The sequence below is a fragment of the Gammaproteobacteria bacterium genome (assembly GCA_028819075.1).
Lineage (GTDB): Bacteria > Gemmatimonadota > Gemmatimonadetes > Longimicrobiales > Gaopeijiaceae > BD2-11.
In genome coordinates this window covers 74,223-87,357 of the sequence record JAPPMM010000043.1, presented here as the reverse complement: position 1 = coordinate 87,357, position 13,135 = coordinate 74,223, and the positions used below count along the sequence as shown (strand labels likewise).

The following is a 13,135-nucleotide window of genomic DNA, read 5'->3' as shown; positions in this document are numbered from 1 at the left end:
TACGCGCATTCCGGAGGACCCCATGATCCGCACGCTGACTTCCGCTGCCCTCGCCGTGTTCGTGACCGCGAGCGCCGCCGCCGCACAGCGGCCCAACACCGTCTTCCTCGACGAACTCACCTGGACCGAAGTCCGGGCCGCCATCGGCGAGGGGGTCACCACCATCATCGTGCCCACCGCGGGGACCGAGCAGAACGGACCCCACATGGTGCTCGGCAAACACAAGTTCATCATCAACCACGCGTCCGACATGATCGCGCGCGAACTGGGCAACGCGCTGGTGGCGCCGGTCATCGCCTATGTTCCCGAAGGCGCCATCGACGGGCCCGACGGACCCACCGGACACATGCGCTACGCGGGGGCGATCACGCTTCCCAACGAGCACTTTATGAAGCTGCTCGAATACGCGGCCCGCAGCCTCGAGGTGCACGGCTTCACCGACATCGTCTTCATCGGCGACAGCGGCGGAAACCAGAACGGCATGCGCACCGTGTCGGAGATGCTGAACGAGGAATGGGCGGCCGCGGGGAGGCAGGGCCGGGTCCACTTCGTGGGCGACTACTACTCCGGCAACGGGTTCCGCGACTGGCTCATGGAGGAGCACGGCTACGACGCGGCGACCATCGGCGGGCACGCCGGCATCAGCGACACGTCCCAGCTTCTCTACATCGCGCCCGAGCACATCCGCCAGGGCGAACTCGCCCCCGGAGGCGGGTTCGAGGGCAGCGGCGTCTCCGGCGACCCCACCAAGGCTTCCGTCGAATACGGCAGGATGGGCGTCCAGCTCAAGGTGGAGGCGGCGGTGCGGCAGATCCGCGAGCTGACGCAGGGACGGTAGAATGAACCCTTCGACCATGACCACTCCGGCGCCTTCGGCTGCCACCTCCTCCCGCAGCGCACGTTTGCTGGCGGCGCTGGGACTCGAAGATGTGAATCCGGGCGGTTTCGCGGGCGAGTGGATGGGCTCCGGGCCCGAACTCGAGGTCCATACCCCCGTCGACGGCACGCGTATTGCGACCGTGCGCCAAGTCACCGAGGGTGAGTACGACCGCATCGTCGAGCGGGCGCACGAGGCGTTCCTGCAGTGGCGGACGGTGCCCGCTCCCAAGCGCGGCGAGGTGGTGCGCCAGATCGGCGACCGGCTGCGCCGGCACAAGTCGGAGCTGGGCGCGCTGGTCACGCTCGAGATGGGGAAGATCCTCACCGAGGGCGAGGGCGAAGTGCAGGAGATGATCGACATCTGCGACTTCGCGACCGGTCTCTCGCGCCAGCTCTACGGGCTCTCCATGCACTCCGAGCGCCCGGACCACCGCATGTTCGAGCAGTGGCACCCGCTGGGCGTGGTCGGGGTGATCTCGGCGTTCAACTTCCCGGTCGCGGTGTGGAGCTGGAACGCCGCCATCGCGGCGGTGTGCGGGGACGCCACCCTGTGGAAGCCTTCCAGCCAGACCCCGCTCACGGCGATCGCATGCACCCGTATCGCGGGGGAGGTTGCGCGCGAGAACGGCTACGATCCGGCGATCTTCTCGCTGGTGGTGGGGCGGGGATCCACGGTGGGCGACCGGCTCCTGCACGACCGGCGCATCCCGCTGGTATCCGCCACCGGCAGCTGCCGGATGGGCTACCGGGTGGCTCAGGTGGTGGGCAAGCGGCTGGGCCGCACCATCCTCGAGCTGGGCGGCAACAACGCCATCATCGTCACCCCGCACGCCAACATGGATCTGGTGCTGCCCGCGATCCTGTTCGGATCGGTGGGCACGGCCGGGCAGCGCTGCACCAGCACGCGCCGCATCATCGCGCACGAGTCCATCCGCGAGGAGCTGGAGCGGCGGCTGGTGTCTGCCTACGGCGACGTGCGCATCGGCGACCCGCGCGCCGCGTCGACGCTGATGGGTCCCGTGGTGAATCACCAAGCGGTCGTCGACCTGGAGAGCGCGGCGCGCCGGGTCACTGAGGAGGGGGGCGAGATCCTCTGCGGAGGCGAGCGCCTGGACGGCCCGGACTGCCCCGGCGGCCACTACGTCACGCCCTGCATCGCCCGCGCGCGCAACGAGTTCGACATCGTGCAGGAGGAGACCTTCGCGCCCATCCTCTACATCCTGGGGTACGGGAGCGCGGATGCGTCTCCGGCGCAGGCAGTGGAGGAGGTGGCTGAGGCCATCGCCCAGCACAACGACGTGCCTCAGGGCCTCTCGTCCGCGATCTTCACCGAACACATGCGCGAGGCGGAGCTCTTCCTCTCCCACCGCGGCAGCGACTGCGGCATCGCCAACGTCAACATCGGCACCAGCGGCGCGGAGATCGGGGGCGCGTTCGGGGGCGAGAAGGAGACCGGAGGCGGCCGCGAGTCAGGCTCCGATTCGTGGAAGGCCTACATGCGGCGCCAGACCAACACGGTCAACTGGAGCCCCGAGCTGCCGCTCGCGCAGGGGGTGCGGTTCGGGTAGGACGGGACCTCAGTCCCTGCCTTTCCGGGCAACTTGCCAAGCGCGCGCGTAGACGTCCGCGCGCACATCCAGGTAGCCGGGATACTCCTTGCGGGCTCGCGCGAGGACCGACTTCTCCAGCGTGATCGTCGCTACCGGATCACGCGTCTCGAGCAGCACTTCGCCTGACGGGCCCGCGACCATCGACGGCCCTCCGATGACTCCCTGCGACCGGGTGCCGGGCCGGTTCACCGAAATCACGTAGGCGCAGCTGGTGACCGCGTTGGCACGCAGCACCAGCCGCCAGCGCGGGTAGGTTTCCGCCGGCGTGGCTCGTGGCAGGAGGATGGCGTCCGCGCCCATGGCGGCGAGCGCGTTGCACCCCTGAGGACGGTTGGCGTCCGAGCACACCTGCACCCCGATGCCGAATCCGCCCACGTCGGCCGGCGCCTGCAACTCCCCGCCGGGATCGTAGTGATGCGCCTCCCAGTACCCCTCTTCGTCGGGCAAGTGGATCTTGCGGTAACGCAGCAGCTCTTCGCCGTCGGCGCCGAAGAGCACCGCAGTGTTGTGTCGGCGGTCGGTGGCCGGGTTGTGCACGATCGCACCGCCCAGCACCGCCAGCCCGGTCGCCCGCGCGGCCACGGCCATCGCGCTCTCCCGGGGCCCGTACGGAGGCTCGGCGTCGGCTTCAGACGGAATCTGGCTCAGGGGCGCCCAGCGATTCAGCGGCAGCTCCGGCAGCACCGCCAGCTTCGCGCCGCGCGCTTTCGCCTCCCGCAGATGATCGAGCAGCCGCTCTTCGTCTGCCCGGGTCGGAAAGACGTCGGTGATGAGGGCGACCGTGAGGGATTCGGTGTTCAATGCGGGGTGCTTCCGGCAGCTGGCGGGGAGAGGAGGCAGTCTCTCTAGAGAGTACGGCGGTACGCCGGAGAGGATCCCGTGACGGGGTGGGGCCGGGCCGGATTGCAGCGTGGGCGGTGGGTTGGCTCCCCTACCGGCCGATCTCCAGTTTGCCGATGTCGTACCAGTCGATGGCCCGGTCAGGGTAGCCGTCGGGATCTTCGGGGTCGACGGGCCTGTCTGTCAGGATGACAAGCGTCGAACCCCGCAGATCGAAACCGACCGCTCGATCCCGCACTTGCACCACGCCGATGAGCCGGGTACCCGCGTAGATGTCCAGATGCGAGAACCCCTCGTGAAATCGACGCGTGAGGACCCAGAGTCGGTCGCGGTCGTCGAAGATCGGGCGTCCGACGTTATAGCGGAGGGGCGTCGTCCGGTATCTCTCAACGGCGGCCTCGGAACCGAACATGCTCGTCCGCTGCTGCGCCGCGAATGCGTCCACCTCCGCCTCGGTTCGAAACTCCTCGACGTACAGGGGAGCCTCCACCAGCGAGGCGGCATCGCCGTCGCGGTCCTCCAGAAGGATCATCAATCCGCCGCACGCGGGGAAGACGATTCCACCCGTTGGCGTGGGCACACCCAGGCTGAGCTCGCTCGACGGCCCCCAGTTGCATCCGGTTTCCAAGAGATCGACGGGATAGCCTCTCTCCCAAAGAATGTCGCCGGACGCAAGGTCCAATCCCGTGTGTAGCGTCTGGAGCCCCGTCGCGAGGTCGCCGGAGCGACTCGCCATTCCATAACCGAACAAGACGGAATCGAAGGACGCTGTTGCCCGGTAGGGCCCGAAGAAGGGCAGATTCACTTCGGAGACCCGCGTGCCTGTCGTTTCAAAGACGGTCATTCGCGCCAACCCCCAGTCGATGGCACCTATGGTGCCGTTCGGCCCGCCGACGACCTCCATCAGACTACGGAATTCGCCTGGACCCTCGCCGGGTCGTCCGAAGGCGCCCACTTCCTCCCCATCCCGGCCCAGGCAGTGGATGCGCTCTTCGTAGGACTCGATCACGCACGCCGTGGTCTCGTCGGCCAGGGCGATTGAGTTGATGCCGGTGAGAGGAGCTTCCGAGGTGGCCACCGGGTCCATGAGCATCACAGGCGCCGCCTCCGGAGCGGATTCGCACGCCGTGCAGAAGACCATGATTGAAGCCAGCGGGGCAATGACGCGCCTCATTCTCATCGGGTCGGTGCCTCCCTTACGACGATCTGCGGTAGTCCCGCTTCCTCCAGCCGCCGGTTCAGGCGCGGTAGACGGTCGCTGAGCATCCGCTCGAGGTCTTGCAGGTGCGCCTCCAGCTCCGCCGACAGCTCCTCGAAGACGGCTTGGTATGCGTCGATGGGCGTGCCGTCGCCCCGTTCCAGGTGGCTGCGCAGGCCGGTCAGGCGATCATTCAGCCTGATGGGGAAGGCGATCTTGTCCTTCGGGCTCTGGTTCCGGAGCTGGTAGAGCTCTCCCGCGACCGCCTCGATCCCTGCCGTGAAGCGGGACACCAGGTCCCTCAGGTCGGCGTCGCTCCGGGCGACGATCGCGTCGGCCTGGGCGCGGAGGTCGCGCGCCAGCAGCACGCTCGTGTTCGCCCGGCTTTCGGCGTCTCGGATCGCCATGGCCAGGCGGAACTGGTCGGTGAAGGCGGTGGCGGGGACGTCTCCGAGCCTTGGATCCGGCTGCACGTCAAAGGTGGCTTCGCGTGTCATGCCGGCGACGGTGAGCCGGGCCCGGTAGCGGCCCGGCGGGGCCCATGGGCCCACGGCCGGGTTGCCGCCCTCGAGGACGATGCCGTCGAACGTCACCGCGCCCGGATAGCGGAGGTTCCAGCGGGCCCGCTGCGTGCCCGAATCCACGATTGCGTCGACCAGGGTGCGCACGTGCTCCCCATCGTCGGTGAGGATGTCGAGCCGCGCCCTCCGCCCCTCCGCCCCCGGCTGGCCTGCCCGGAAGTCGATTACCGCGGGGACCGATCGCCGGATCGCGTTGGCCGGCTGGAAGAGGTGCACGTCCGCGGCAGCGACATCCGCGCTCAACTGCCGGAGCGTCTCGATGTCGTCGAGCACCCAGAAGGAGCGGCCATGGGTGCTGATCACCAGATCGCGCTCCTCGACCGAAAGCCCCGTGACCGGCGTGTCCGGAAGCCCGAACGACAGGTCGCTCCAGCTCGAGCCGCCATCGAAGGACACGAACACGCCGTGCTCGGTGCCGGCGTACAGGAGTCCCGCGCGCTTCGGATCCTCCCGTACCACGCGCACGAAGGCGCCATCCGGAATGCCATCGCTGATGCGGGTCCAGCTCGCGCCGTAGTCGTCGGTGCGCCACGCGTACGGCGAACGGTCGTCCATCTCGTACCGGATCCCGGCCACCAGCGCGGTTGCGGGAGCGTGCAGAGCCACCTCCACGGTCATGACGCGCGTGTGCGGCGGCATGTCGGGAGGGGTCACGTCGCGCCAGGTCCCACCATCGTCGCGCGAGACGTGCACGAGCCCATCGTCGGATCCCGTCCAGATCGTGCCCGCTTCATGCGGCGAAGGCGTGATCGCGTACAGCGTGCCGTAGATCTCGGGCCCGTCCTGGTCCTTCACGATGGGGCCGCCGGAATCGTCGAGCGTCTCCGGTTCGGCGCGCGTCAGATCCGGGCTGATCTTCGCCCATGACTTGCCGTCGTCGAGGGATCGCCACAGGTGCTGCGACCCGACGTAGAGCGCATGCGGCGGCTGCGGCGCCACGGCGATGGGATAGGTCCAGTTCCATCGCTCGGGCATGTCGCGAGCGGGCTCGCCCATGACGATCCGGGGCCAGGGCTGGATGTCGGTGACCAGGCCGGTCCCCCGGTCGTAGCGGGTCAGCGTATTGGTCGCGCCCGCGTAGAAGATGTCCGGATCGCCGGGATGCTGCGCGATGTAGCCCATCTCGCCTCCGCCCACTGCGTACATCCACTCCGTGCTCGGGGCGCGGGGATTGCGCAGATGTCCCGGCTCGGAGGACACGCACGCCGTCGAGTTGTCCTGCTGCGCGCCGCACACGTGGTAGGGAAAGTCCGAGGTCGTCGTCAGGCGATAGATCTGCGCCGTCGGATACCGCATCGAGGTCCAGGTGCGGCCCCCGTTCACCGTCACCACGCCGCCCCCGTCGTTGCCGTTGATCATGCGCAACGGGTTGGTGGGATCTATCCACAGGTCATGATGGTCCGCGTGGGTCTCGGGAACGCTCTCGAGCGTCTTTCCGCCGTCGGTCGAGCGCATGAGCCTGAAGTTGAGGATGTAGAGCGTGTTGCGGTCGACCGGGTCCGCCTCCAGGCGCTGGAAGTAGAAGGCGCGCTGCCAGATGTCGCGGTGGCCGTTGATGAACTCCCAGGTCCGGCCGCCGTCGTCGGACCGGTAGAGCCCGCCCCGCTCGGCTTCCAGGTTTGCCCATACCCGGTCCGGATCCGCGCCGGACACGGTGATCGTGACCTTGCCGAGCACGCCGTCCGGGAGGCCCGGATTGCGCGTGATCTCGCTCCAGGTGTCGCCGCCGTCGGTGGTCTTGAAGATCCCTGACCCCTCGCCGCCGCTCCACAGGCGCCACGGCTTGCGGTACACCTGCCAGAGCGTGGCGTACAAGACGTCCGGATCGCTCGGATCCATGACCAGGTCGACGGCCCCGGTGCGCTCGTCGCGGAAGAGGATCTTCTCCCAGGTCCTGCCCCCGTCCGTGGTGCGGAAGACGCCGCGCTCGGAGTTGGGCCCGAAGGGATGTCCGAGCGCCGCCACGTAGGCGCGGTCGGGATCGGTGGGATGAATGCGGATGCGCCCGATCGCGTGGGTGTCGGCGAGGCCGAGGTGCCGCCAGCTCTTTCCGGCGTCGTCGGAGCGGTAGACGCCGTCTCCCTGAAGGACGTTGGCGCGCAACTGCACCTCGCCCATGCCGATGTAGACGATGTCGGGGTCGGAGGGCGCCATCGCGACCGCGCCCACCGAGGCGCTGCCGACCTGGCCGTCGGTCACGGGGGTCCAGGTGGACCCTCCGTCTGTGGTCTTGAAGAGCCCTCCGCCGGTCGCGCCGAAGTAGTACTCGAAGGGGCGGTCGGCGTGGCCCGCCACCGCGATGGAGCGGCCGCCCCGGTCCGGGCCGATCGAGCGCCACTCCATGGGAGGGAGGAGGGAGATGGGGTCCTGGGCAGTGAGGGAAGCTGGCGCCGCGGCAAGGGAGATCGCGGCGAGCAGTGGGAGGGTCGTTCGCCCCAATGCTCGTCGCGAGACTTGGCCTCGACGCTTCACGCGTGAGATAAACGACGAGGAAACTTGGTCTAACATGATTCCTCCAAATCAGCGGTCCCCGATATCACCTCATCGAGGGTCCTCGAAGCAGCGGGGATCGTTCCAGGAGCAGTGCTCATTTCAGACGCAATATGGGGCACTAGCGCGAACATGGCAGGTCACGGTCATCAGGTACGCAGAGCATCCGCTTGCCGCCAGCGAGCTCGGATCGCACACTTGCCCGTGGAGAGAGACCTGCGGGCCCGCGAGGCCCTCCGTTCGAAGGGGGATGCATCGATGAGCGAAATCACGCTCAGGGTAAACGGGGAGACGCATACGCTCGATGTCGATCCGTCCACGCCGCTGTTGTATGTCCTTCGCAACGATCTCGGATTGCGGGGACCGCGCTTCGGCTGTGGGCTGGCCCAGTGCGGGACGTGCACGGTGCTGATGGATGGGCGCGCGATCCGGTCCTGCAACCGGCCGGTGTCGCGCTCGACGGGCGAGATCACGACGCTGGAGGGACTGCCCGAGAACGGGGAGTTGCATCCCGTGCAGCAGGCGTGGATCGACGAGCAGGTGCCGCAGTGCGGGTACTGCCAGAACGGGCAGATCCTAACCGCCGCGGCGCTGCTGAGCTACAGTCCCAACCCGAGCGATGACGAGATCCGGGAGGGCATGAATCGCGTGCTCTGCCGCTGCATGACCTACTACCGGATCCAGTCGGCGGTGAAGCGCGCGGCGGAAGCGATGGCCGAAGGGGAGGACCGATGAGCGGCGGGCGACGCGATGCGCGAAACGGACGGACGCAGGGAGAGGGCGAGCCCGATGAGCGCGCAGGCCGGGCAAGGGTGAACGGTCAGGTCCCCACGGCGCTCGACGACGCGCTCGCGCGCTGGGGCGGAACCACATCCCGCCGCGACTTTCTCAAGACTTCGGGACTGTTCGTCTTCGGGGTGAGCGGCGTGAGCGCAGCCGGGGCGGGCCGATGGGGCTTTGGGACAGAGCCTGCCGGGGACGAGTCCTCCGAGCCGGCTTCCTATCCCGATCCGGACTTCCTTCAGCTCGACTCGTGGCTGGTCGTGCACGAGGACGGCACCGCGACCTTCTACGTCGGCAAGACCGATGGCGGGCAGGGGACCGGGACTGCCACCCAGCAGATGATGTGCGACGAGCTCGACCTCGCCTTCGATCAGGCGACGGTGGTCATGGGCCGGACCGACATGACCGTGGACCAGGGCGGCTCGGGGGGTTCGGATGCGATCGAGCGCGACGCCATGGTTGGACGCCGGATCGCGGCGGAGGCCCGGCGCGTGCTGCTGGAGATGGCGTCGGAACGCTTCGGCGTGCCCGTGGAGGGACTCAGCGTGAGCGAGGGCGTGATTTCGCTGCGCGACGATCCCGCGCGGACGGTCACCTACGGCGAGCTGATCGGCGGCGGGCGCTTCGATGTCGCGCTGACCGGGGGCAACATCAACGCGACCACCGGTGTCGCGAGCATCAAGCCGGTGCAGGACCTGAAGCTGGTCGGCCAGTCGATCCCGCGCTACGACATCCCGGGGAAGGTCGATGCGTCGCTCGAGTGGGCCGTCGACGTGAGGCTTCCGGGCATGGTGCACGCCCGGAATGTGCGCCCGCCCTTCGCGGGGGCGACGCTCGCGGCCATCGACGAGTCGTCGGTGCGCGACCTGCCGGGCTTCATCCGCGTGGTGAGCGAGGGCAACTACGTCGCGGTGGTGTGCGAGCGCGAGGAGCAGGCGATCGAGGCCGCGGAACGCCTCGTGGTCGAGTGGGAGAAGCCCGCCACGGCGCCCTTCCCGGCATCCGACGATCTCTTCGACTACATGCGGAGCGCGGAGCGCGTGCCGGGCTCGGGTGGACGCGGCGCGGCGCAGGCGCAGGGGGACCCCGACGGAGCGCTGGCGAGCGCCGCGACCGTTGTCGAAGCCGCGTACGACATCCCCTTCCACGGGCACACCGCCATCGGTCCCGCCCACGCTCTGGCCGACCCCTCGGATGGCCAGATGACCATCTACACCAACGACATGAAGCCGTACAGCCACCGGACCGGGATCGCCGAGTTCCTGGGGATGGATCCGGAGCAGGTGCGGGTGATCTGGATGGACGGGCCCCAGCTCTACGGGCGCACGGCGGCGGACGACGCGGGTTTCGAAGCCGCGTACCTGGCCAGGGAGTTGGGCCGCCCGGTGCGGGTGCAGTGGATGCGGCACGAGGAGACGGCGTGGGACACGAAGGGCCCCGCGTTCGCCATCGACCTGCGCGGGGGGCTGGACGCGGACAGCAACGTGGTCGCGCTGGACTATCGCGGCCGGATCGCCAACTACGCGCACGTGGGATACAACCAGGCCCGCACCGTGCTGATCGCGCAACTGATGGGCTTCCGGCCCGAGCGGCCGTCTCCGGGCGGCGGGCGCGGCCCCGACGAGATGTACCACATCCCGAACCGGCGCCAGGAGACGCGGGCGGTCCGCTTCCCGCTGGCGTTCGAGACGCCGCTCCGCACCGGCAACCTGCGCGACCCCAACGGCCCGCAGACGACCTTCGCCGGGGAGTCGTTCATCGACGAGCTGGCCGCGGCCGCCGGTGCCGATCCGATCGAGTTCCGGCTGCGCCTGCTGCGCGGGACGACCGATGACGACGAGGCCTTCCGCCGAGCACGCTCGATCGCGGTGGTCGAGGCCGCGGCGGAGGCGTACGGGTGGGACGCGCGCCCGTCACCCGGGACGGTGGGGAGCGGGCGCGTGCTGACGGGGCGGGGCATCGCGTACGCGTATCGCGCCCGCACCACGATCGCCGTGGTCGCCGAGGTCGAGGTCGACCGTGAGACCGGCCGGGTGTGGGTCCGGCGCATGGTGTGCGCCCACGACTGCGGCCTGGTGATCAACCCGAACAGCCTCGAGAGCACCATCCAGGGCAACTTGCTGCACGGGATCAGCCGGACGCTTTACGAGGAGGTCCGCTTCGACGGCGAGAAGGTCACCAGCGTCGATTGGCGCACCCATCCGACCCTCACGCACATGGACACGCCCGAGCAGATCGACGTCGTGATGGTGAACGGCGACCCGAACCCGGACCGGCCGGATCTGCGGCCTTACGGGGCGGGGGAGCCGTCGCATCGGCCGGTGCCGGCGGCGATTGCGAACGCGATCTTCGACGCGACGGGGGTGCGGATGCGGAGGCTGCCGTTGCGGCCGGAAAGGGTGTTGGAGGAGTTGGGGTAGCGGGGGTAGGTGAGACCTACGATGTCTAAATCCCTGAAGGACAAACTAGGTTTATCACCACTGGAAGTTGAGGTTGCCGCTGTCAAGGCGTCGCTAGATCTCATCGACGATATGGTCAACAACGAAACAATGACGTTCTCCATCGCTCCTTACGGATCTGAAATACGGTTCAACACGCCCACGCATCACGCATACTTCAGTATCCTTCTGGCCGATTTCTTTTCAATACCAAGAGAGTTCTTCGGCGGCTCCGACAATTACCTTGGCCTACTTCGTTTGGTATGCCATCAGCCACTCTTGAGCGACAGCATAGAACCGCTTTCATCGGCCGTGGCCAATTTCGATCAGTGGCTTGGTGAGGAAGTTACCATAGAGCAGAGATGGTTTCCTTCGTTAGATCTCACAATAGACCTAAAGATCAAGAGACGCGACTTCATCACTAGTTGTGGTAATATCTGTAAACACAACTACACACAATTGACACGCCAAGGGAAGAAGTTTGGCGAAATCCTAGAAAAAAACGGAGTACAAGTAGACATAGAAAAGTGCATGATCGCATTACCTGAATTTTACGACCATTTTTTCGATGATATCCTAGTGTACCATGCGAGCACTATCGCGCAACATCTGAATGACGTGAGATGGGGAATCTACGAGTACGCGAGTGCAAGACGACGAGAATACGTGGAGACGTGGTGGGACGAAAACCCAAGGATCGCACGATATCGTTATCGATTTCCCAGTGGAATCAAATCACAGCTTGGGAAACACCTTTTCTGGGATCTGATGGATGACGTTAGGCGCGAGCCTTACATCCCCAGATTCGTGGTAACGAAGTACCTCCAAAGACGGTATTGATTGAGCACAAGGCGTGTACAAGTATGGTAATCACCTGACACCCGGCCTCACCGAGGTCAGGTTCTACGCTGCCTTCTTCACCTCCTTCCCGGCTGAGGGCTTGCGGGTTCGCTTTCGGGGGATCCCGGCCTTGAAGACGTCGTAGGGCGTCCGCCCTTCCATGCCGCGGCCGCGGTGGGGCCGGCGCCGGTTGTAGGTCTCAAGATACACGTCCAGATCCTTCTGCATCTCCTCGACGGTCTCGTACCAGGTCGTCCGTCCCTTGATCCGGAGATGTTCTTCGAGGAGCGTGCGGTGGAACCGCTCGATGAAGCCGTTGGACTGGGGCCTGCCGACCCCCACGGTGTGGATCACATGAGCCGCCGGCAAGCCGTACCCACGTGTGATCTTGGCGTCACCGGTCTCGCATCCCCCGAGATTACGGTATTCATCGAGCAAGCCCGGCCCGGCGGCCCTGTGGATGGCGCCGTCCACCCCGCCACCACCCAATAGCGACCGGTTCGCCTCGTTGACGATTGCGTCCACCGTAAGCTTCGTGATATCGCCAACGACAACCACCATCCTTGCCGACGATCCCGCCGCCATTCCTCCCAATGGAGCAGGAGCCATCTCCGATCATCCCCCCGGACTCGGCGTCAGCGTAACCGACGCGCGCGTGAAGTACACGTCCGTCCGGCTCTCGAATCCCGAATCGGCGCCGATCAGGAGCCACGCGCGGCCATCGGCGGGCACGGAGAGACTTGCCGGTATCGATTGCCTCTCCAGGGCCTTGAGTTCCCATTCGGGGGACTGCTCGCACTGCCGCGAGTTGGCCACGTCGCCGAGCACCACCGCCTGCGTGCCGCTGTTGGACTGACTTCCGACGTCGACGTTCATGCGCAGGTAGGAATCATCCATGACCGCGAGCGGTTCTTCGGCGGTCACGCCAGCCTTGATCCAGACGCTCTCGCCCGGCGCACCCCCGACGCCGACGCAACCGGACGGCGTGCTCGTCGCGATTTCCACGCTGACCTCGACGGCGTAGCTCGCGTCGGGGGTCAGGCCGGCGATTAGTCCCTTGAAGAACATGAACAGATCGTCACTTCTGTTGACACCGGAAATAAACAGCCCGGACCGCGACTCGAGAGGCGGTGGGAGCGCACGGTGCCCGGATGTCAACTCGTAGATCTCCTCATGAGCAGGAGGATAGTCGGCGAAGCCAGCGACGAACCCCAGCGGTCCCTCATCGAAATCGAAGTGGAAGGCCACGGCCTCGCCGGTGTCGGTCGGAAGGCTCCGGCAACCAGCGGACAGCGCAACGATCGCAACCGCGATGAACCGCGGGATCGTCTTCGTCAGCCGGCTCTCACCCCTGATCCACAACGTGACCGGACCAACCTGGCATTTTGGGATCAGCCTCCGAGCCGTCCCTTGATCTCCGTAAACCGTCACGCAACACTTCGCGGTAAGAATCCGAGAACATCGCCCATCCAGGTC

10 protein-coding genes are annotated in these 13,135 nt (G+C 66.9%); 5 read left to right on the top strand and 5 right to left on the bottom strand.

The genetic code is table 11. The annotated features are described in order from the left end of the window. Window positions 1-22: 22 nt before the first annotated feature. Window positions 23-838 carry a creatininase family protein gene (locus tag OXU32_10700; GenBank protein MDE0074415.1) on the top strand — a complete coding sequence of 272 codons (816 nt, stop codon included), beginning with the start codon at window positions 23-25 and terminating at the stop codon, window positions 836-838. A gap of 1 nt (window position 839) precedes the next feature. Further along, entirely contained in the window at window positions 840-2,447 is a 1,608-nt protein-coding gene (locus OXU32_10695; protein MDE0074414.1) for an aldehyde dehydrogenase family protein, read from the top strand. Between the two features lie 9 nt (window positions 2,448-2,456). On the opposite strand, the gene OXU32_10690 is transcribed toward OXU32_10695, so the two are convergent. The 3 genes from OXU32_10690 to OXU32_10680 form a co-directional block, all read right to left on the bottom strand. Beyond that, window positions 2,457-3,290: a carbon-nitrogen hydrolase family protein gene (locus tag OXU32_10690; protein ID MDE0074413.1), complete on the bottom strand. Its 834-nt coding sequence runs from the start codon at window positions 3,288-3,290 to the stop codon at window positions 2,457-2,459. Between the two features lie 130 nt (window positions 3,291-3,420). Further along, window positions 3,421-4,509: a hypothetical protein gene (locus tag OXU32_10685; GenBank protein ID MDE0074412.1), complete on the bottom strand. Its 1,089-nt coding sequence runs from the start codon at window positions 4,507-4,509 to the stop codon at window positions 3,421-3,423. Then, window positions 4,506-7,547 carry a glycosyl hydrolase gene (locus OXU32_10680; protein ID MDE0074411.1) on the bottom strand — a complete coding sequence of 1,014 codons (3,042 nt, stop codon included), beginning with the start codon at window positions 7,545-7,547 and terminating at the stop codon, window positions 4,506-4,508. The genes OXU32_10685 and OXU32_10680 overlap by 4 nt, the downstream gene beginning before the upstream one ends. Before the next feature lie 309 nt (window positions 7,548-7,856). On the opposite strand from OXU32_10680, the gene OXU32_10675 reads away from it, so the two are divergent. Genes OXU32_10675 through OXU32_10665 form a run of 3 tightly spaced genes read left to right on the top strand, consistent with a single transcriptional unit; the run spans window position 7,857 to window position 11,659 of the window. Then, window positions 7,857-8,333, top strand: a complete 477-nt coding sequence (locus OXU32_10675) for a (2Fe-2S)-binding protein (GenBank protein ID MDE0074410.1) — start codon at window positions 7,857-7,859, stop codon at window positions 8,331-8,333. Continuing rightward, complete coding sequence (locus OXU32_10670) at window positions 8,330-10,801, top strand: molybdopterin-dependent oxidoreductase (GenBank protein MDE0074409.1); 2,472 nt, start codon at window positions 8,330-8,332, stop codon at window positions 10,799-10,801. The genes OXU32_10675 and OXU32_10670 overlap by 4 nt, the downstream gene beginning before the upstream one ends. A 21-nt stretch (window positions 10,802-10,822) precedes the next feature. Then, window positions 10,823-11,659 carry a hypothetical protein gene (locus tag OXU32_10665; GenBank protein ID MDE0074408.1) on the top strand — a complete coding sequence of 279 codons (837 nt, stop codon included), beginning with the start codon at window positions 10,823-10,825 and terminating at the stop codon, window positions 11,657-11,659. A 63-nt stretch (window positions 11,660-11,722) separates the two neighbouring features. Here OXU32_10665 and OXU32_10660 read toward each other — a convergent pair whose 3' ends face one another. Further along, window positions 11,723-12,220, bottom strand: a complete 498-nt coding sequence (locus tag OXU32_10660) for a macro domain-containing protein (GenBank protein MDE0074407.1) — start codon at window positions 12,218-12,220, stop codon at window positions 11,723-11,725. A 54-nt stretch (window positions 12,221-12,274) separates the two neighbouring features. Further along, entirely contained in the window at window positions 12,275-12,907 is a 633-nt protein-coding gene (locus tag OXU32_10655; protein MDE0074406.1) for a PEP-CTERM sorting domain-containing protein, read from the bottom strand. Between the last annotated feature and the right edge of the window lie 228 nt (window positions 12,908-13,135).